Raw genomic sequence first — 21,283 nt, 5'->3', positions numbered from 1 at the left:
AGTGGGTGGTTTGGTCATTTTGCCATATAATTTATTACAGGCACCTGTGAAAAATATCTTGACATTTATAACAGGTACCAGTATAATAATACTAAAGGTACCTGTTATAAATTAATTAAGGAGGATTTACTAGATGGAAAATAATTTTAACGAACTCTATGAAAAGATGTCAAAACTCCAGTGGCTTTTGCAGCGCCACCATTTGTTGAGTCATGCACAATACGGTCCAATGGCCGATCCAACGCGCGGGCAGGGCAGGGTTCTAGCTATACTCAAGCTACAGGAGGGAATTAGTACCAAAGACCTTTCCTATCTGTTGGGTATTCGGCAGCAATCACTTAATGAGCTGCTAAACAAGCTGGAGAAGAAGGGCTACGTCGTCCGTGTTCCGTCTGAGGAGGATAAGCGTATCATGTTGGTAATGCTGACTGAGAAGGGTAAAAATGAACACCAGGAATCAGGTCTCAATTCTGAAAGTATTTTTAGCTGTCTCAGTGAAGAGGAACAGGCGGCATTCGGCAAATATCTGGACAGGATAATCACTGTGCTGGAGTCTCAACTTGGTGCTGAAGTGAACGATGACGAGTGGGATGAGTGGATGTGTGCTGCTCGTTCCCGTATGGGACATGAGCAAGTTGAACGCCTCAGGTCCATGCGCGGCGGATTTTTCGGTTCAAGATTCCATGATATGTGGTCCAGAAAATTGGCACATGAGCCACCTAACCCAAATGACCACGATCCACATGGTAACTGGCAGAACGGTTTTCACTTTGGTGAACAAAGGGATAAAAAGCCGGAGGATAAATAATAAATAGATGTAAGAAATTTTAATATCACAATGTTGGTGCCGCATATCTAAGAGTCAAAGAGCGGCACCTTTGTTTATTGTAAATATTTCTATAAATTTTTATTTTGCATGGGGATCAAATACCTTAATATTTGAAAAATCAGCTTTATTAAACTGGATAACTGAAAGTATGAAAAAAACAGCACACATGATGGAAATTATAAATAACCCTGCGTACGGTCTTATAATAAAACCGTGAATATTAAATGCCACTCCACTTTTTATCAATGCAGTTAAGGTTAAATTTTTCATATCAAGTGTAATATATCTGAAAATTGAAGTAGTATAGGTAAGTGGATTTATATACACCAAAGGTTGAATTATTTTTGGCATAATAGTAGTTGGAATATAGGCACCGGATAAAAAAGTTAGAGGAAAAGTAAATACAGTTATCATTATCTGAAAGGTGGTAGAGCTTTTTGCAAGGGAAGCCAGATACAGTCCAATGCAGCTAAAGGTTATCCCAACCAGTAACATGACAGCACACATCTGTAAAAATTGAAATATACTCAAATTAAGTCCCATAAACATACCCAGAACTATAACCAGTAAACCCTGAAAAAATGCAATTACAGTAGAGGAGAGAACTTGTCCTATGGATATTTGCCATCTTTTTATAGGTGAGACAATTATCTCTTTCATAAAACCCATGGACATATCTTCAATTATACTGGTAGAATTGCTCAATGCGGCCTGGAAAACTGTCATGATTATTATTCCAGAAATAAGGTAGTTAAGAGGCTGGACAATACCTACTGCAGTGGATTTCATAACGAAGGAAAATACAAAGAGAAAAAATACAGACATAATTATTGAAAATGCAAGTCTCATTTTATCTCGTATAAAATTAGTTAGGTTTCTTTTTAAAATAGCAATTATTCCTCTCATTATTCTCTTATCTCCTTTCCTGTCAAGGTTAAAAATACATCGTTTAGAGTACCTGTGCTAATTTCAAAATCACAGATTGATTCTTTAAATATGGTTATGATATCTAAAATATTTTTTAATTCATTGGAATTATATTTTAAATATATCCTTTTCTAATGTATACTCAATGCCCTTAATTTTTAAGTATCTTATAAGTGAATCGTTATCTGAAACTTTTATTTTAGTCAGTTTTGAAGTATATTCTCTTTTAAGATTGTGAGGAGTATCATAGGCTACTATTTTTCCATGGTCTATTATGGTCATTATATTTAATCTAGTCTGAGGATCAAGACCTTTGGTTGGTTCGTCCAAGAAAAGTACTTTGGGATAATGTACAAGTTCCAGTACAAAATCAACTCTTCCCTTAATTTCAGGTTTTGGAACATTATAGAATTCATAGTGCAATTTTATATTTTTTTCAATAGTCAGCTTGATGTCTAAAGTACACTCTTGAAATACTATGCCTATGTCATTTCTAACTTTAGATTTTTCTTTTGAAACTTCACGACCATTGATTTTAAGTTCACCTGAAGTTTTATCTATTATAGTACACAGGGTATTTATAGTTGTGCTCTTACCTGCACCATTTGGACCTAGAAATGCAAAAATACTCCCCCTCTCTACTTCAAAAGAAACATTATCTACTGCGGTAAAACTCCCATATTTTTTAGTGAAATTTTTTACTTGAATTATACTTTCCATAATTTTTACCTCCTAACTTTTATACTAACGCTGTTATTATTTACCTCTTATTTTCTTCAAATAAGAAGTGAGTATTACTAAGCACCTGAATAATTCTTCTAGGATTTAGATGAAAAAAACATTTTTATGGACAAACTTTAGTTGAGTCTAAGAATCACTTTACATGTCTATATTAATTGAGCATATTAAAATAATTTATAAATAAATAAAATTGGATTAAAATTATATATAGGCATTTCTTTAGAGCAAATTCCGTCGGAACATTAGAAGAACTTGATAAAAGATTAGGGGATATTATGAAAAAAACTGTGAAATTTATTGAATTAATTGATAAAAAAATTGAAATTGTACGTATATATAAAGGAGAAAAGAAAAAATCACCATAAAATACATGAGGTAAAAGAAAAAATGCGCAAAAAATTTGAAATAGAATATAAAAATAATAGAGAATTTGAATGGTAATCCAGGCATATGAGACATTCACATATGTTTATCGTAATTTTTAATTTAATACTATGGTTTCTTATATTCAGATATTTTGGAGGGAAAACAGTAGCAGTAATTATTGCCATAATTTTTGGTTCCATTGGAGTAAATCAAGTGTTATTCAGTATGAATTTAGAAAACAATGTATTCAAACCAATAAATAAGTTAAAAAAGGCCTATGAGGAAAATAGAAAGCTTCTTATTGCAAATATCTCTCACGATCTTAAAACTCCCATTACTTCAATTCAAGGTTATATTGAAACAATGTTAGAAATGAGGGACTTACCTCAGGATAAAATAAACAAATATTATAAAATAATATATAATAATTCTGTTTATATGAATAAACTCATCGAGGATCTTTTTTTGTTTTCAAAATTGGATATGCAAAAATTAGAATTGAATTTTGAAAAAGTAGATGTAAAAAACTTTATGAATGATCTAATGGAAGAATTTAAATATGATATGGAAGATAGGGGAATTGAATTTAATTATGTAGATGAATTGAAAAAAGATTGTTATATAAATATTGACTGTAAAAGAGTTAATCAGATATTTAGAAATATTATTGGAAATGTAGTAAAATACAGTTGTAATAATGTTATAAAGATAGAAGTTAGATTATATGAAATGAAAGATTATTTGTGTGCGGGCATCTGAAAAAAATGGATTTGAAATAATAAAGTGAGAAAGAAATTTGAAATACCTGTAATAGTAGTTTCTGCAAGAAATGAGGATATTGACAAAATAAGAGGGCTAAATTTTGGAGCAGATGATTATATGACAAAACCTTTTAGTCCTGCTGAGCTTGCAGCTAGAATAAAATCTCATATAAGCAGATATGAAAGGCTTAAGGGCAATAATTTTTCTTCGGAAATTATTGCGGTTAAGGGTCTTGAAATCAATAGAGCTTCCCACAGAGTAACTGTCAATGGGAAAGAAGTAAAATTAACTTCGAAGGAGTACGAGATACTTGTATTTTTGGCTTCAAATCCCAATATAGTATTTACTAAAGGGAATATATTCGACAGCATATGGGGAAGTGAGTTTATTGGTGATCTGGCCACTGTAGCAGTACATATTCAGAAAATAAGAAAGAAAATAGAAAAGGATCCCCAAAATCCAGAATTTATAGAAACATCGTGGGGAACTGGGTATAGGTTTAAATTATAAATATAATTTTTATTTATAAAAATATGAAAAGTATTGACTCTGACCTTTGGTAAGGGCGTATGATTATATATGAGGTGAAAAATTATGTTATACAAGGTTAAGAAAATTTCAGAACTTACAGGAGTTACAATAAAAACCTTATATTATTATCATAAAATAGGATTGCTAAAGCCGTGTAAAATAAGTGATGCAGGATATCGTCTTTATGGAGAAAAAGAACTTGAACGTCTTCAGCAAATATTATTTTATAGAGAACTTGATTTTTCCCTAAAAGATATTAAGAAAACACTTGAGAATGAACCAAGTCGTATAATGTGTTTAATTAAACAGCAAAAACTGCTTTTTGCGCGCAGGCAGAGATTGGATGTTTTATTGGAGACTATTGACAGTTCTATCAATCTAGTAAAGAAAGGAGAAACAATGAATAAAGAAGAAATGTTTAAAGGACTTAATGTAGATGAATGGGAAAATGCACTCTTAGAGCATAATAACTATATTAAAGATAACTATGGATATGAAATTCCTAAAATAAAATATAAAAATTTAGAAAATATGAATGAATCTGCAAAAGAAGCACAAAGATTTATAGAATATTTGGCAACTGCTCTAAAGAGTGGATGGAAGGCAAGTGATAAAAGACTTCAAAAGGTGTTAAAAGATCATATTGAATTTTTAAACAATCATAGTATGAATATAAATTCAAAATTATTTGTTAAACAGGCCAGATTTTTTCTAGAAGATGATTTTCACAGAGATGTTCTTGAAAAGCAGCAAATTGGACTTAGTTATTATCTTTATACAATAGCTGAAATGTATGCAGAGTTAAATTAGGTTATAGTAAAGTATAGGTGATAAATTTATCACCTATACCTAGTTCATATTTGGATGTATCTTTCTGTAGAGAATATAAGAATAAATAATGGGGATAACTACAATTATTATTAGAATAACTATAAAACCTATCTTCTTAAAATATATACCTGTAAAAGTTAATAATAAATTTAAAATACCTCCTATAACCCAAAGTGGTCCTGCAATTCTGTGAGTTCTTTTCCATACCTGTTCATCCGCTAAAGTCCAGGGAGTTTTTATCCCCACAAAATAGTTGTGACTAAACCTTCCCATTACATTTCCTATTAAAATAAATATCAATGATATCATGATTTGTATATAATCTGCTATATTAATGACTACTCCAGTTGATGCTAAAAGGGTAATAACTTGTATTCCAAATAAAAATATAATTAATATATATTTTAAATATTGATAAGTGGAATTGAATTTTTCATAATTTTTTTTCTTGGGATCTATATATGGAAGTATAATAAACATTAAATAACATCCTAGATTTATTAATGGAAGTCCAAAAGCTCCGAAGAACTTGGTTCCATAACCGTTAACTTCACCCTCTATATTCCAATGTATAGGAACTCTATCGGGAAGTGAACTATAGAAATATGCTCCAAATCCAAATCCCAAAATTATAATAATTAAAATAATCCAGTCTTTTTTTAAAACTTTACCTATTTTTTTCATCTGCAGCACCTCCTTTATTAGCATTTGTTACATTTAAGAACCAATTAATTACTTCCTGCAGTACAGTAGTATTCAGAGAATAATAAATATTTTGACCTTTTCGTTCATCTGTTATAAGCGTAGAATTTTTTAATTTTTTACTTTGATTATTTAAAAATCATTTATATGTTTTAAATAATTTTTTATACTCACCATACCCTTTTCTATCTAAATCATCTAAAGGTATAAATTTTATGGAAGCACTATTTATACAATACCTGAGTCCTCCTAATGCCTTTGGACCGTCATCAAAAACATGGCCTAAATGAGAATTACCATTTTTACTTCTTACTTCTGTTCTAATCATTCCATGGGAATTGTCTTTGGATTCATTTATATTTTCAGGAACCAATGGCTTTGAAAAACTTGGCCAGCCGCAGCCAGAATCAAATTTATCCAGAGAGGTAAATAAGGGTTCTCCACTACAGATGTCCACATATATACCTTCTCCGTTGAAGTCCCAATATTCATTTTCAAAAGGGGGTTCAGTTTCATTTTCCTGAGTTACCTTATATTGTATAGAAGAAAGCTTTTTCTTTAGACATTCTTTATTATAAGTATTTGACATAAGAACACATCCTTTAATTTATTGTAAAATATTAATATATGTTTATTATAACCTTAATGGAAGTGTACTAAAATATTAAATTATTTTTCTATATTAGAATTATTTGATATTATTTAAAGTGTATAAAAAATCAATCGAGTTATTTAATAATAAACTTTTTAAAATTTAAAATTGGAGGTATAATGATGATTGTAACAACTACAAATTGTATAGAGGGAAAGAAAGTTTTAGAATATAAAGGAATTGTTTTTGGAGAAGTAATTTCTGGAGTAGATGCTATTAAAGATATTGCAGCGGGATTTACTAACTTTTTTGGAGGACGTTCAAAATCTTATGAAGGAGAACTTATACAGGCTAGAGAAGAAGCGTTAGAAGAATTGAAAAATAGGGCGTATGCTGTTGGAGCAAATGCTGTTATTGGGATAGATATTGATTATGAGGTATTAGGACAGGGAGGAAATATGCTCATGGTAACTGCTTCAGGAACAGCAGTAGTAGTTGAGTAAAAATAGATTTAATTCAAGGGGGATTGTAGGTGGAAAATCAAAACAGAGTACAACAAAATTTTGGGAAAAATGCTTCTAATTATAGGTATAGTTCAGTCCATAATAATGCCCGGGATCTTGATAGAATGATAAAATTATTGAATCCACAACCTGAAGATAAGGTTTTAGATGTGGCAACTGGTACGGGTCATACAGCTATAAAACTTGCACAATATACTCAACAGGTTGAAGCAATTGACATTACACGTGAAATGTTATATGAAGCAAAAAAACAGTCATATGAAAATGGAATTACCAATATAGAATTTCGTATTGAAGATGTTCATAATATGAAAATTCCAGACAACACATTTCATATTGTTGTCTGTAGATTAGCTGCACACCACTTTTCAAATATCAAAATGGCACTTAAAGAAATGTGCAGAGTTTTAAAAACAGGAGGAAAATTATATATTTTAGATTGTTCTGTAGTTGATGGAGATGAGTCCGAAAAGATGTTTAATGAGATTGAACTATTGAGGGATAGTTCTCATGTATTTTCATATTCACCACGTTTATGGACCAAATTACTAAGAGAGCTTCCTTTAGAAAAAGGACAATTGAATTTCCATAAAGTTTCGTATGAACTACCTCAATGGTTTGAGCTTATGAAAACAGAACAAAAAGATAGGGATAAAATATTTGGAATTTTAGATAATTTATCCCGAAGGGTTAAAGAGTATTATCCTTATAGTGAAAATTATATAACTACATATAGAGTGGAAATTCTGAAAAAGAAAATTTGAGCCAATGGTATTTGCCGCAACTAGTCTTTAAAAGAAGAAGTTACTATAAGGATATTTTTAGAAAATGCATCTTAATAGCCCAGTCTTTTTCATAGGATATGTTTAAATGGTTCGGAGTATGTTGCGATATTAAGGGATAATCTTTGTCAAATGAAGTTATAATTGCTGAGTGTTGAATTCTACCTCTTTTATTTTTATAAAAGATTATATCACCAACATCAAGCATTGATACAGAATCAACTTCTGTACCTTTGGCACCGTATAATTGTTCATCAGCATTGATTTTCAAATACCAGTAAAGTGAACCTGCTACAGTCCATGAAACCGACCACTTGGGGCCGCTGTACCACCATTGATTCTTATGTGAAGACACCATTGGAGCTCCACCGGCTTTAAGACATTGGGATATAAAATTTGTACAGTCACCTCCGTTATCACCTTGTACTGGGAAATATTTATAAGCAGGATTTGGTGATTTAGCATAGTTTAAGGCATAATTTACAGCTTTTATTCTAGAATAAGGTAAATTACTTCTAAAATTCATAATTACTCCACTAAATTGTTTACTTTATAATTTATGTGAATATGTAATAAAAAATTACTTTGTATTTAATATTAAGAACTTATAAAGAGGGGAATCAGTGCTTATCTCTCATCTTTAAAAATTATCCCTTGTGGTAAAAATAGAAAATATATTTTACTTTTTAAAGTATTCTAGCATAGCAAGAACAGATTCATTGCTGATAACGTGTTCTATGGCACAGGCATCCTTATCTGCAATATCTGGCTCAACATCTAAAATTTCAATAAGAAATTTACGGATAACATGATGCTTTTTAGAAGTTTGCTCTGCCAGTTTTTTCCCAGCATCAGTCAAAAATATTTCTTTGTATTTTTCATTTGTAATCAATCCTTTTTCGCTTAGTGTAGTCATTGCTCTATTAGTACTGGCTTTTGTAACACCTAGGCGGTAGGCTATATCAGATACTCTGACTCCTGACTCTTCTTTTGAAAGTTCATATATTGCTTCCAGATAATTTTCCATGGTATAGGTTAATTTATTCATTATTAGTGGTCTCCTTATTAAAAATAGATTTAGCAAGTCATATGATATAAATTTCCGTAATTTATATATTGTATATCAAGTTATTTTTGGGTTTAGGCTAAGTTTGCCTATCTAAACTTCGGAAAAGCCTATCCAGAGATATGGCAGTGCTCATCCTGCACTTTGAAGAATTTGGAAGTGTTAGTTAATTGCAATCTCTAGATAAGATGATCTGATAAGTTAGTTTTTTCTAATTATTCTATAGTTTATCATTCAACATTTATAAAATCAACCTTATATGATTCAATAATAAAAATATATGTGTTTTCCCGTTTGTCCTATGAGAAAATACAAACAGCCACCATTCTATAGGCAAAAATGGTGGCTGTTAATCTTTCCTCACACTTCGGGACAAGTTGATCCGAAGTGACAGAGCTTGTTCCATACAAACAATGGTTTTGTATTAGTTGTTAAGAATGTCAGTATGGCATTTTCTTGAAGTATACTCAACCACCTACTTATTTGTTTGTTTTTTATTATGGTCAATTCCATAGAAAATACGGCGGGTAAAGACACTAATTCCTATCATTATTAGTGCCGCTACATAAAATGGAAGGTATGTGCTGCTTCTTATATGTTCAAAAACAATACCATAAATGAACTGGCCAAGGGGATTTGCACACATACAAACACATATAAAGCATGAAATGACTTTTCCGATTAAGTCTTTAGGCGTTAAAAGTTGCAGATATGTCAGCATCTGAATTTGGAATAATGTTGACAATGCCACTAACAGACCGCACCCAATTAGTAAGATAATATAGATTTCCATAGGCCCTTTTAACGTTTGCAATGCAATTCCTCCTATGAGTATGGACAAAGCGCACCCAATTAGGAGAAATGGGCTTGTCCTTGCTTTCAGCCTATTTGATAATGCTCCGGCAAGTAAACCGCCCAATATAGCACCTACGGCCATTACGCCCTGCGCATATCCATATAACCGATTGGCGGTATCTAGAGCAAACCCCAAACGTTGTGTAACTAAAACGGGAACTCCGATTAAAGTCAAAGAAGTCAATAATAAATTCATAGAGGCGTATATCAAAGATATTTTCCACAGAACAGGCCGCTCCCTGAACATAAAGTGAAAACTTTCTTTAAGGTCGCCCCAACCAGTAGCAAATATATTTCCGTTTAGTTTCTTTTTTTCAAATGGAATGTGAATGAAAATTTCCATTACTGAAGCCGCGAAAAAGCAACCGATACTTACATATAGAATAGGCATTAATCCAATAAGAGAAAATAAAATACCGCCGATTACCGGCCCAGCCATACTGGCCACGGAGTTAATTAGATTAACAATTGAGTTTCCTTTCATGATATGTTCAGTTTCTACCAGAAAGGGTATACTTGCCTGAACCGCTGGCTGATAGGCGCCTTGTATGCCATACAAAATAATCATTGTGATTGCCATAAGTGGAACAATATCTATTTTCCCTGCCAGCAAATAAAACAGAAAAATTAGTATTGCCGTGCTAAAATCCAGAATTACCATGATGTTTTTTTTGTTAACGCGATCAGCAATTATTCCCCCTATCGGAAACAGTAAAATCATTGGAATAAAAGAGACTGCCAAAATTGTTCCAAATAAAACAGATGAGCCTGTTTGATTTAGCAGGTAAAGCGGAAGGGCATACCTTAATATCTGATTACCAAATATGGAGATAATCTGGCCTATCACAACAAGTGTAAAATCTTTTTGGAATATCGTTTTTCTATGCATGGTTATTTGTTCTCCTTTTGAGATGATTTTTATGTCCTTGGACGCATATTTACTGTATCGCGTTTTTGTGTCCTTGTCAACAAAATAACAGCAATAAAAATGCAGCCTGTTTTCAATAGAGTTGGGCTGCCTGTGGTTTCATTTTCATTATTCAAATTTATTTCTATTATAGTTAAGCATTTTTACAATATTTGTGTCTAACAATTTCGTATTCTATAACGTGCTTCAAAAGGATTCTAGTACAATTATAGCTTATCACAACATCCCGACTTAATATCTACCCCTAGTTTCTTTATTTCTGCTTCTAAATGCCTATTATACTTTTCTACGAAACTAAGCATGCTGTCAAATTGTTCCTCGGTTACCTGCTCAAATACGACTTTATCTCGTTCTTGAAACTCTTTGTGCAGTTCCTCATGGACTTTATTAATTGCCTTCCCTTTCTCAGTAAGCCTAAAATAGATTTCTTTATTGTTATCCGGCTTCTGATAGCTTTCGATAAGGCCTTTTTCTATGAGCTTCTTAGTTATTTTACTTATGGCACTTCTAGTCATATAAAAGGACTCTGCAAGTTTTGTGACGTTGGAATCCACATTTCTTTCAATGTATTCGATACAATGTAATTCAGAAGGATTAAAACCTTTAAGACTGTCTTTCATCTTAAATTCATCAAGCCAAATTTTCTTATTAAATAAGTTCCAGAAACCCATTATGACCTGTTCTTCTTTGTTCATGACCTGTCCTCCCACCTGTTGGTGTATTAATAACATTATATTAGATTTTTATTTCTATTTCAACAATGCTTTAGAAATTGTGATACTAGAATAAAAATTTATTAGAATAGATCCGGATTCTAAAGGTGATAATGTGTCTATTGTAAGTTAAAATATGGAAATATTCTGGTATTTTCTCATTTTAATTTGCACTTTTTCTTGATATAGCACCAGAAGCTCCCTTGCGTCCTTGGCAGACAAATTTACATGTAATGTAAAGCTTTATAATCTGATGACCACAAGTCAGTAAAGCAAGCGGTGAATAATAGTTATTTATGGCATTCTGCCAAGTATGAATAAACTTCTGCCATAAAAAAATCGGATTTAGTATGAGCCATTGTTATGTAAATTGTCCAATGTTAAGATTTGTTTGTTAGATAATTCAAACTTGCAGGCTGACGATGAAGTAAAGTAAGAATTTATGCTTGTATACTTCAATGTAATTATGAATAAGATGCATGTACCTATTGGCTAAAGTGCAAAGTTTGGTAGCATTCGTTATGGTTTTCAGTAGTTTTTGTAGGATATTTGTAATTTGAAATAGTTTGCTTACTATATATTGCTCTAATAATAAGGTTATATACTTATGGTAAATATCTATTTAATGTATCCAATTTTATTCTAATTACATATAGTGTAATAGCCCAATTATAAACAATCTCATAAAATCAAAAGAGAATAAGGAGATGAAATTATGCCAGTTATACAAGTTAATCCTAGTGATGATGCATATATATCTCAATTAAATCCTAATACAAATTTTAGCAATTCAAGCCTTTTATTTACGGGAGAATTTGTTCAGCCCAACGATGTATTTAGGAGTTTATTAAAATTTGATTTATCTAATGTTATTCCTCCAGGAAGTAGCGTATTGCAAGCTTCACTAGAGTTATTTGTTTTTAGAAAAGATATGCCTGATGCAGTGTTATCACCTCAAACTGTCAATGTATTTACAAATGCAAGTGGTTTTTCAGAGAATACAGTTACGTGGAATAATGCACCTTCATTGAATCCCACAACCTATTCTGTGAATGTAACAGATAGTGATGTTGGTAATTTTATTAGTATTGATATAACAGATTTAGTGGGTAGCTGGATCGACGGCTCTATTATAAATAATGGAGTCACATTAGTTGGAATAGAAAGTGCTATTGACACTATAATAGGATATTTCTCCAAAGAATGGACAGTTCCTAGTCAGAGACCATTTTTAAATATAGAATATGGTACATTAGTACCTACTGGTATTACGGGACCAACAGGTCCAACAGGAGACACAGGACCAACAGGTCCAACAGGAGACACCGGAGCAACTGGAGCAACCGGTGACACAGGTCCAACTGGGGCAACGGGAGAAACGGGCCCAACAGGAGCAACGGGAGATACAGGAGCAACGGGAGCAACAGGAGATACGGGTCCAACGGGAGCAACAGGAGATACAGGAGCAACAGGAGCAACAGGAGCAACAGGAGCAACAGGAGACACGGGAGCAACCGGAGCAACGGGAGATACAGGAGCAACCGGGGCAACAGGAGACACAGGCCCAACTGGAGCGACAGGAGACACGGGAGCAACTGGAGCAACGGGAGATACCGGAGCAACTGGAGCAACCGGTGACACAGGTCCAACAGGAGCAACAGGAGATACAGGAGCAACTGGAGCAACAGGAGACACAGGAGCAACTGGAGCAACCGGAGACACGGGTCCAACAGGAGCAACAGGAGACACTGGAGCAACAGGAGCAACGGGAGACACAGGAGATACCGGAGCAACCGGTGACACAGGACCAACAGGAGCAACAGGAGACACTGGAGCAACAGGACCAACAGGAGCAACAGGAGACACGGGTCCAACTGGAGCAACCGGAGATACGGGAGCAACAGGAGCAACGGGAGACACCGGAGCAACAGGAGCAACAGGAGACACGGGTCCAACAGGAGCAACAGGAGATACAGGAGCAACAGGAGACACTGGGGCAACTGGGGCAACAGGAGACACCGGAGCAACCGGGGCAACAGGAGCAACGGGAGACACAGGAGCAACTGGGGCAACAGGAGACACAGGCCCAACCGGATCAACAGGAGACACTGGGGCAACAGGAGCAACGGGAGATACCGGAGCAACAGGAGCAACAGGAGACACAGGAGCGACCGGAGCAACCGGAGATACGGGAGCAACTGGATCAACAGGAGACACAGGAGCAACCGGGGCAACCGGAGATACGGGACCAACCGGAGCAACAGGAGACACAGGAGCAACCGGAGCGACAGGAGACACAGGAGCAACCGGAGCAACGGGAGCAACAGGAGATACAGGTCCAACTGGGGCAACAGGCGAAACAGGAGCAACTGGAGTGACAGGAGATACGGGACCAACCGGACCAACCGGCGAAACAGGTGCAACTGGCCCAACGGGACCAACAGGTCCAACTGGAGCAACAGGAGATACAGGAGCAACAGGAGACACAGGACCAACTGGAGCAACAGGAGACACAGGCCCAACGGGACCAACAGGAGACACAGGCCCAACAGGTGCAACCGGAGCGGCAGGAGTAGGATTATCTTCAGCAGTACAATTTGATCCGATAGAAGCACCGAACTATCCACTTGACCAGGTTGTAGAGTATAATGGAAGTCTTTATATAGTAACTTCAGTTCCATCATCTGGAACACCAGATACTTCACCGGATTATAATCTTTTAGTATCTGCAGGAGCAGCGGGAGTAACTGGAGATACAGGTCCAACAGGAGCAACAGGTCCAAATGTATCGGAAGAAGGTTTTTCGGCATTTATTTCTACACTTGATATTTCTGCAAGTACGCAGTTAACAGGATGGACTGTCGATTCTCCATTCTTTGATAATACCAGCTTTGACGAAACTACAGGAAATTACACTGTTCCTGAAACTGGAGTATATTCTATTAAAGCTACAATTAATTATTCTACCACTGCAGCTATATCAGTTGCTATTGGGGCCGGTGTAAATCCTGCCTTTGTAGTTAGAAGAACTTCTCCAACGACTGAGGATTTAATTAGTGGGCTGTTTCCTGTATTAAATATAGCTGTAGTTGTATTAACATTAAGAGGAGTGTTGGGAAGCGGTACGGTTACTTTGGCAGGTGAAGTTGAATTGAATGCAGGAGATGTTATAGGACTTTTCTATGAAGCAAATGGCTTAACAATAGGTCTTGACCTTGGGGGTCCTTCAACAGGTATTGTATGGTCTGTATATCGACTGACCTAATGTTAAGAAATTAGTGTATATTCAAAGATATATCTATAAATTGCTCTATTGTGAACAAGTACTATTTACTTTAAATTTATGGTGATTTTATCCATTCAGAAATATGCATCTTTGTCCATTATAAGTTTAAATTGGTATTAGAGCCTTCCGCTTAAAGCAGAAGGCTCTTTATATAATAAATAAAAAAGTTTTTAATTTGATATTAAAGTTCATTAAAAGGAGATGATTTTTTGAAAGATTCCATAACTGTGAGTTTATGTATGATAGTAAAAAATGAAGAAGATACTATAGGCAGATGTTTAGATTCTGTAAAGGATGTAATAGATGAATTTATAATAGTAGATACAGGTTCTTCTGACAATACTAAAGATGTGATAAAAAAATATACGGATAATATTTATGATTTTGAATGGATTGATGATTTTTCAGCTGCAAGAAACTTTGCATTTAGTAAGGCAACTAAAGATTATATTTTTTGGCTGGATGCAGATGATGTACTACTTCCTGAAGATGTAGAAAAGTTTAAAGCTTTGAAGAAAAATTTAGATACCTCCATAGATTCTGTAACGATGAGATATAATGTAAGCTTTGATGAATATAGTAATGTAACCACAAGTTATAGACGCAATAGATTAGTTAAAAAAGAAAAGAATTTTAAATGGATTGGTTTTGTTCATGAGTATTTAGAGGTATATGGAAATATAATTAATAGTGAAATCAGTGTAACTCACAAAAAAATAAACTATTCGCCTAATCGTAATCTTGAGATTTTTCAAAATAAATTAAAAGAAGGAGTGGAATTTACTCCTAGAGATATATTATATTATGGAAATGAATTATATGAGCACAGAATGTTTGAAGATGCTTTAAAATATTATAATGATTTTTTAGATTCAAAAAGAGGATGGTATGAGGATAATATTCATGTTTGTGGAAAGATATGTGACTACTATCAATCAATTAATAATGGTGAGGAGTGCCGTAAATATGCATTTAAAAGTTTTGAATATGATTCTCCAAGAGCTGAAGCATGCTGCAGACTTGGTTTTTCCTTCTTACAGGAAAATAAGATTAATCAGGCAATATTTTGGTACGAAACAGCTGCAAATTTAAAAAAGCCAATAAATAGCTTGGGGTTTTTTAGTGATGCCTGCTGGACGTGGCTTCCTCATTTACAATTGTGTGTTTGTTATGACAGAATAGGTAAACATCAATTAGCTTATGAGCACAATGAAATTGCAGGGAAATTCAGACCTAATGATAAAAAAATACTTTACAATAGAAATTATTTTCAAAGCATAGGGATTAAATAAGAATATCAAACTATTCTTAGGTTTGGATAAATAATTTTTCATATTATAATAAGGCTGTGAAGAGTTAGATTCTGCAGCCTTTATTATTTATGCTTTACATAGAGTTTTTGTTCTTAATTGAATAAATTGTTATTTTTTTAATAATAATCTAAAACAATATAATCCTCCAATTAATTTAGAATATATGGCATTAGGGTATATTTTAGGGTCAAATGAGTCTACAAATTTAAATCCAGTATTCTTTAAACAGTCAACTAGCAAATTTAAATCCGTAGTTGGGTAATCAATAGTTAATACAAGCAGCCCATCTTTTTGTAAAACTCTATAAAATTCACTAATAGATTTTTTTATATCTTCTACAGTAAGGTGTTCAAGTACTGAAATACAATAGACTTTATCAAATTTATTGTTCTCGTAGGGAAGAGCTATCAAACTGCTATTTGAAAATTTTATTTTATCTATATACTTGGCGGCTTTTTTAACATCTTCTTCATCAAAGTATTCACTAACTCTTGATAAGATTTTATTTTTATCTAATATATCAGTATCAATGTCGCAGGCATATACATTTTTACATATACTGGCTAAATAAAATTTAAATGGATGAGGAGCACCGCAGGCTGCATCTAAACAAGTGTCATTTTCTTCTGAGAAATTTGATGCCCAGGTATATTCATAGCATCTGCTCCACCAATCATCAGGAAATTTTAATAGACATTCTGTTTTTTCTTCATCAGTATTAATTATAAATCTAGAAGATTTTTTATTTGTACAACATTTTTTAATATCATTTTCTCCAATATACTTATTGTATTTTCTGTACATGTCAGGGTTTACTATAGATTTATGATATTCACCTATGAAAAAATTATTGTCAGGATAAATTCTAGCTAATTCTTTTAATCCATAGGATCCATATTCTAATTTTAATCCTTGATAATTTTTATTGAATGATTCAGACAAGTTTGGAAGTTTAAATCTTTGAAATAATGTTTTATGATAGACACAGGATTTATGACATATTTTAGGTGTCCATTTTTTACTTGTCCCCATGTAATAATTATATCCTAATAAAATACTATCGTCTTCATAACCTTGGGTACCTGTTAAAAATCCTACATCATAAGGACATAATTCCTTTAATATACTTAATTTGTGAATGACAGGATGTACAAATCCATGGGTGATTTTATCTTCTCCCTTTGCAGATAAGTATTTGATTCTAGCCTCTAAACTAGTAATAGTATTTGGAGAAATCTCATCTGGAAAATCAGTTACTATTTTTGGAGATATCATAGGTTCTTCAGATGAATTCAAATAATCAATTAAAGGTTCAGTCCAATTAGGCGGGAAAATCATATCAACATGAGCTTCTGTAACATAATCAATATGATAATAGTTTTCTATAATATATCGAAATCCTATATATCTAGATAGTGTAATACCTACATTTTCACCATTACCCAATAGCTTATAGTTAAAATTAAATTTTTGTAAAATGGAACTTAATTCTTTATTAGATAAACATCCTTGATTGAAAATTAGTAAATTGACATCCTTAGAATAAGACAAACTTTCTAAACACTGATATGCCATCGCTATATCTTCATTATAATTTTCTTTATTTATGAAAAACGGTATCATATAAATATTCATTATTAAGAAACCTCCTGCTTATAATTGATAAATATATTATATGAAGGTGAAATCATAAAAGTGACCTGTTCCTTTGGAATTTTCATATCAATGGGTTTAACAGATTCAGATGATATTATGAGAAGACATAATCTTTAGATAAAATAATGCTATTATCGTGTATAGGCAAAAATTAAATTGATGAATAGTATATAGGGAGAATAATTTACTAGGTAATTATTTTATCTACAGTAAATTATATAGGAGGAAAATTGATGAATGAGAATACAAAAGTTTTAATAGGGAGTCCTATAAGGCAAACCTATAATATATTAGTAAACTTTATAAGCTCTCTATCAAATATTATGGAAGAGGGTATAAATATAGAGTATTTTTTTATAGATGATAATGACGATATTAATTCAAGTACTTTGCTTAAAAATTTTGCTGTGGAATCTAAAAATAAGGTTATTATCGAGGCAGGAGAAAAAATAGACACTTATGTGCGTACGGAAGACACACACTATTGGAAAGAAAGTTTAATCTGGAAAATAGCGCAATATAAAAATAGAATTATAGAATATGCTAAAGAAAATTGTTATGATTATTTATTTTTGATAGATTCAGATATAATGCTGCACCCTAAGACATTATCAAGTTTAATAAATAGTAACAAAGATATAATATGTGAGGTATTTTGGACCAGATGGCAAAAAAATGCAGATGAATTGCCACAGGTTTGGATGTGTGATGAGTATTCATTTATCACTAAAGAAAGAAATGAAATATTGACTGAAGAAGAATCTAATAAAAGATATACAGATTTTATAGAAAAATTAAAAAAACCAGGTATATATGAGGTAGGAGGCTTAGGTGCATGTACCTTAATAAGTAAAAAGGCCCTGAATAAAGGAGTTAATTTCAATAAAATCTATAATTTGTCTTTTTGGGGAGAGGATAGACACTTTTGTATAAGGGCAGCAGCATTAGGCTTTAAGCTGTATGTTGATACCACTTATCCGGCTTACCACATATATAGAAGAGAGGATTTAAAAGGAGTAGAACAATTTAGAAATAAATGTATATATGATATTAATAATTCTTTATATTATGAACGAATAAGAATTGATAAAGATACAGGAAATAAGCTAACGCTTGTAATGCTTGTAAGAAATGAAAGTAAAAAATTTTTGGAAAGGGTTTTAACACATGCAGTTAAGTATATAGATAATGCTGTGATTTTAGATGATGCCAGTGAAGACAATTCAGTTGAAATATGTAAAAAGGTACTTGAAAATGTACCATTGACTTTAGTTGAAAATAAAGAACACGGATTTAATAATGAAGTTGTTTTGAGAAAGCAATTATGGAAAATAGCAACAAGTATAAATCCAGATTGGATGTTATTTTTAGATGCTGACGAAATTTTTGAAGATAGAATATGTGAAGTCATCAGAGCATTAATTAACCAACCTAATTTTGATTATTATGCCTTTAGATTATATGATATGTGGGACGAGAATCATTATAGAGAAGATTTTTATTGGGGGGCACACAAGTATTATAGACCATTTTTAATAAGATATCAGCCCAATTTCAATTATATCTGGGATGAAAAACCACTGCATTGTGGTAGAATTCCTAAGAATATATTTAGCCTTCCGGGGTGCATATGTTATGTAAGATTAAAACATTTTGGCTGGTCTACCAATGAATTAAGACAATCTAAGTATATCCGGTATTTAAGAGCAGATCCTGAAGGTAAATACGGGAGTTTAGAACAGTATAAATCCATTATAGATGAAAATCCAAGATTAATAAAATGGGAGTGACTTATGAGATATTAGTATCAGAATATAAATATTAAAATTAGGGATACTAATTTTGAGGTGATAGTATGTCTAAGAATAAAAATTCCGATAATAAAACATTTGAAAATCCAATAAATGATCAACAAAAACTTGCTAACCTTGAAAACTCCATTCAGGTTAACGGTTCTTATATTAATCAAACACACAATTCAAAAAAAGAGGCATTGGGTTCCAATAATAAAAGATAAGGAGAAGGATATGAGCAAGAGAAATAAAAAAAGAAGCACTAGAAATGAAAAAAGACAGGATGGAAAATTTCATTCCAAGCATATAAAACATGATCCTCAAGCAGAAAGTGCAAGAGCTGTTTTTGATTTAGATAATGACAATACAGAGAACAAAAATGAGTCCTTCTAAAAATTTATTTCAAGAGATAAATTATCATCTGTTAAAGGATGAAGAACCATCAAAATATCTAAATAGTATAATCAACTATAAGGAATTTCAAATATATCCTTTTAATATGTTATATGAGCTTAAAAGAACTGAACAGTCACTGCGATATCATCCAGAAGGTAATGTTTGGAACCATACATTGATGGTTGTGGATGAGGGGGCCAGAGTAAAAAATAAAAGTAAGAATGTTTCAGCATTTATGTGGGCGGCACTACTTCATGATATTGGCAAACCATCTACCACAAAAGTTAGAGGAAATAAAATAACCTCTTATGACCATGATAAAGTGGGAGCAGAACTTTCAAAAGATTTTTTATCTGAGTTTACAAATAACATTGAATTTATAGATAAAGTTTGTTATTTGATAAGATACCATATGCATATACTTTTTGTGTTAAATAAGCTGCCTTTTGCAGACATAAAAGGTATGAAGAAATATGGAGATGTTTATGAAGTAGCTTTACTTGGGTTGTGTGATAGACTGGGAAGAATTGGATGTAATAGAGCTAAAGAGGAAAATAATATAAAATTATTTATTGAAAAATGTATTAAAAATTAGTGAGGATATGGGTAAAAAAGAGCTATTGCGTTAGCGATTTTTTAAATCGTTAGTGTAATAGTTCTTCTATTTTTTGAAGTTTTTGAAACGGAATTTTATGTTTAATCGTCTAAATTTATGAAGGCATAAAGATAAAAATCAGAGGATTTATACATGAATGAAGGAAATGTGGAATTTAATATCAGAGAAATAAATTTTTAATTTATTAATATAAAAATGTAAGGAGTGTTAACTTTGAAAGGTATTAACTTGTTAAAAAGGAAATGGCCATTAATTTTTATGTCTACAGTTATGTTTCTCTTCTTATTTGGAACGATTTCAGCTTCCAATTATAAGGTATTAGCTGCAGAAACCAGAACCATAAATGTTACTGGAGATGGTGAAGTGAATGTAGTACCTGATATTGCTAATTTATCTTTAGGAGTAACTACAGAAGATAGTACGGTAGACAAAGCCCAACAAAACAACTCTGCTGCAATAAATAAGGTTGTTGAAGCTATAAAAGCAGCAGGAGTAGCAGCTGAGGATATTAAAACCTCAAATTATTATATTAACCCTAAATATAATTATAATGAGGAAACAGGAACTAGTACAATTATTGGATATACAGTTGATAGTACTTTGAATGTTACAGTTAAAAATATAGCTTCAGTTGGAAATGTAATTGATATTGCGGTGGCAAATGGGGCGAATAACTCAAATGGAGTAACTTTTGGAGTTAGTGATTATGAAAAATACTATAATAAAGCCTTGGCAAATGCCATATTAAATGCAAAATCTAAAGCACAGGCAATAGCTGATACATTGGATGTGAAACTATCAACTTTAACTACAGTAACAGAGAATTCAAATGGCATTCCTAGTGAATATCCTGTTTTCTATGATTCATCATCAGTAAAAAACTCTGGAGGACAAGGTACTACTATAGAAACAGGACTTTATAAAATAAAAGCTAATGTAAGCTTAGTCTATCAGTATTAGAATACAGACAGAAATATATAGACAAGCTGTTTTTACCTAAAAGAGTTAAAGCAGACTATAAACAATTTAAGCGATTGTTTATAGTTTATTTTTTGTGAAAATTTTTAAAAATAG

The 21,283-nt window shown here is 32.6% G+C and carries 21 protein-coding genes and 1 pseudogene; 13 read left to right on the top strand and 9 right to left on the bottom strand.

From position 1 onward, the window contains the following. The first annotated feature begins 133 nt into the window (after window positions 1–133). Window positions 134–808 carry a MarR family winged helix-turn-helix transcriptional regulator gene (locus tag CKL_RS11945; protein WP_012102787.1) on the top strand — a complete coding sequence of 225 codons (675 nt, stop codon included), beginning with the start codon at window positions 134–136 and terminating at the stop codon, window positions 806–808. A 99-nt stretch (window positions 809–907) separates the two neighbouring features. Here CKL_RS11945 and CKL_RS11940 read toward each other — a convergent pair whose 3' ends face one another. Together CKL_RS11940 and CKL_RS11935 are read right to left on the bottom strand one after the other, a co-directional pair. After that, window positions 908–1,735, bottom strand: a complete 828-nt coding sequence (locus CKL_RS11940) for an ABC transporter permease (protein ID WP_012102786.1) — start codon at window positions 1,733–1,735, stop codon at window positions 908–910. Between the two features lie 129 nt (window positions 1,736–1,864). Further along, window positions 1,865–2,476, bottom strand: a complete 612-nt coding sequence (locus tag CKL_RS11935) for an ABC transporter ATP-binding protein (protein ID WP_012102785.1) — start codon at window positions 2,474–2,476, stop codon at window positions 1,865–1,867. Between the two features lie 486 nt (window positions 2,477–2,962). Between CKL_RS11935 and CKL_RS11930 the strand changes: the two genes are divergently transcribed. The 3 genes and pseudogenes from CKL_RS11930 to CKL_RS11920 all read left to right on the top strand — a co-directional run bounded on the left by CKL_RS11930 (window position 2,963) and on the right by CKL_RS11920 (window position 4,966). Next, the gene (locus CKL_RS11930) at window positions 2,963–3,622 is read left to right on the top strand and encodes a sensor histidine kinase (protein ID WP_012102784.1); all 660 of its coding nucleotides are present in this window, start codon (window positions 2,963–2,965) and stop codon (window positions 3,620–3,622) included. A 21-nt stretch (window positions 3,623–3,643) separates the two neighbouring features. Then, a pseudogene (locus CKL_RS11925) lies at window positions 3,644–4,135 on the top strand (response regulator transcription factor); the annotation flags it as partial. Between the two features lie 84 nt (window positions 4,136–4,219). Further along, window positions 4,220–4,966 (top strand): MerR family transcriptional regulator, encoded by a 747-nt coding sequence (locus CKL_RS11920; protein WP_012102782.1) that lies wholly within the window; start codon window positions 4,220–4,222, stop codon window positions 4,964–4,966. Between the two features lie 39 nt (window positions 4,967–5,005). Here the strand turns inward: CKL_RS11920 and CKL_RS11915 are convergent, their stop codons facing one another. Together CKL_RS11915 and msrB are read right to left on the bottom strand one after the other, a co-directional pair. After that, complete coding sequence (locus CKL_RS11915) at window positions 5,006–5,671, bottom strand: SdpI family protein (RefSeq protein ID WP_012102781.1); 666 nt, start codon at window positions 5,669–5,671, stop codon at window positions 5,006–5,008. A 157-nt stretch (window positions 5,672–5,828) separates the two neighbouring features. Continuing rightward, window positions 5,829–6,278, bottom strand: coding sequence for a peptide-methionine (R)-S-oxide reductase MsrB (gene msrB, locus CKL_RS11910; protein ID WP_012102780.1), 450 nt, complete (start codon window positions 6,276–6,278; stop codon window positions 5,829–5,831). A 185-nt stretch (window positions 6,279–6,463) separates the two neighbouring features. Here msrB and CKL_RS11905 point away from each other — a divergent pair, with 185 nt between their 5' ends. After that, window positions 6,464–6,784, top strand: coding sequence for a heavy metal-binding domain-containing protein (locus CKL_RS11905; RefSeq protein WP_012102779.1), 321 nt, complete (start codon window positions 6,464–6,466; stop codon window positions 6,782–6,784). Window positions 6,785–6,813: 29 nt separating this feature from the next. After that, the gene (locus CKL_RS11900; RefSeq protein ID WP_012102778.1) at window positions 6,814–7,569 is read left to right on the top strand and encodes a class I SAM-dependent methyltransferase; all 756 of its coding nucleotides are present in this window, start codon (window positions 6,814–6,816) and stop codon (window positions 7,567–7,569) included. Window positions 7,570–7,612: 43 nt separating this feature from the next. Here the strand turns inward: CKL_RS11900 and CKL_RS11895 are convergent, their stop codons facing one another. The 4 genes from CKL_RS11895 to CKL_RS11880 form a co-directional block, all read right to left on the bottom strand. Beyond that, window positions 7,613–8,113: an amidase domain-containing protein gene (locus CKL_RS11895; RefSeq protein ID WP_012102777.1), complete on the bottom strand. Its 501-nt coding sequence runs from the start codon at window positions 8,111–8,113 to the stop codon at window positions 7,613–7,615. A 153-nt stretch (window positions 8,114–8,266) separates the two neighbouring features. Further along, window positions 8,267–8,635 carry a metal-dependent transcriptional regulator gene (locus CKL_RS11890; protein WP_012102776.1) on the bottom strand — a complete coding sequence of 123 codons (369 nt, stop codon included), beginning with the start codon at window positions 8,633–8,635 and terminating at the stop codon, window positions 8,267–8,269. Window positions 8,636–9,128: 493 nt separating this feature from the next. Continuing rightward, window positions 9,129–10,421 carry an MFS transporter gene (locus CKL_RS11885; protein ID WP_278184204.1) on the bottom strand — a complete coding sequence of 431 codons (1,293 nt, stop codon included), beginning with the start codon at window positions 10,419–10,421 and terminating at the stop codon, window positions 9,129–9,131. 221 nt (window positions 10,422–10,642) lie between these two features. Continuing rightward, on the bottom strand, window positions 10,643–11,131 hold the full coding sequence (locus CKL_RS11880) for a MarR family transcriptional regulator (RefSeq protein WP_012102774.1): 489 nt from the start codon (window positions 11,129–11,131) through the stop codon (window positions 10,643–10,645). Window positions 11,132–11,864: 733 nt separating this feature from the next. Between CKL_RS11880 and CKL_RS11875 the strand changes: the two genes are divergently transcribed. Both CKL_RS11875 and CKL_RS11870 read left to right on the top strand, forming a co-directional pair. Continuing rightward, on the top strand, window positions 11,865–14,414 hold the full coding sequence (locus CKL_RS11875) for a DNRLRE domain-containing protein (RefSeq protein WP_012102773.1): 2,550 nt from the start codon (window positions 11,865–11,867) through the stop codon (window positions 14,412–14,414). A gap of 260 nt (window positions 14,415–14,674) precedes the next feature. Further along, on the top strand, window positions 14,675–15,727 hold the full coding sequence (locus CKL_RS11870; RefSeq protein WP_041700973.1) for a glycosyltransferase family 2 protein: 1,053 nt from the start codon (window positions 14,675–14,677) through the stop codon (window positions 15,725–15,727). Window positions 15,728–15,856: 129 nt separating this feature from the next. Here CKL_RS11870 and CKL_RS11865 read toward each other — a convergent pair whose 3' ends face one another. Then, window positions 15,857–17,383 carry a class I SAM-dependent methyltransferase gene (locus CKL_RS11865; RefSeq protein WP_012102771.1) on the bottom strand — a complete coding sequence of 509 codons (1,527 nt, stop codon included), beginning with the start codon at window positions 17,381–17,383 and terminating at the stop codon, window positions 15,857–15,859. Between the two features lie 254 nt (window positions 17,384–17,637). Here CKL_RS11865 and CKL_RS11860 point away from each other — a divergent pair, with 254 nt between their 5' ends. From CKL_RS11860 to CKL_RS11850, 5 genes are all read left to right on the top strand, one after another. Then, window positions 17,638–19,194 (top strand): glycosyltransferase family 2 protein, encoded by a 1,557-nt coding sequence (locus tag CKL_RS11860; RefSeq protein WP_242649419.1) that lies wholly within the window; start codon window positions 17,638–17,640, stop codon window positions 19,192–19,194. 65 nt (window positions 19,195–19,259) lie between these two features. Continuing rightward, window positions 19,260–19,421 carry a hypothetical protein gene (locus CKL_RS20840; RefSeq protein ID WP_155814028.1) on the top strand — a complete coding sequence of 54 codons (162 nt, stop codon included), beginning with the start codon at window positions 19,260–19,262 and terminating at the stop codon, window positions 19,419–19,421. 10 nt (window positions 19,422–19,431) lie between these two features. Then, window positions 19,432–19,590 (top strand): CPC_1213 family protein, encoded by a 159-nt coding sequence (locus CKL_RS20835; RefSeq protein ID WP_172634763.1) that lies wholly within the window; start codon window positions 19,432–19,434, stop codon window positions 19,588–19,590. After that, on the top strand, window positions 19,556–20,188 hold the full coding sequence (locus CKL_RS11855) for an HDIG domain-containing metalloprotein (protein WP_012620673.1): 633 nt from the start codon (window positions 19,556–19,558) through the stop codon (window positions 20,186–20,188). Before CKL_RS20835 ends, CKL_RS11855 begins: the two co-directional genes overlap by 35 nt. A gap of 225 nt (window positions 20,189–20,413) precedes the next feature. After that, window positions 20,414–21,169, top strand: coding sequence for an SIMPL domain-containing protein (locus CKL_RS11850; RefSeq protein ID WP_012620672.1), 756 nt, complete (start codon window positions 20,414–20,416; stop codon window positions 21,167–21,169). The last annotated feature ends 114 nt before the right edge of the window (window positions 21,170–21,283 follow it).

The organism is Clostridium kluyveri DSM 555, assembly GCF_000016505.1.
Taxonomy (GTDB): Bacteria; Bacillota; Clostridia; order Clostridiales; family Clostridiaceae; genus Clostridium_B; species Clostridium_B kluyveri.
This window is presented reverse-complemented; position numbering and strand designations above follow the sequence as displayed.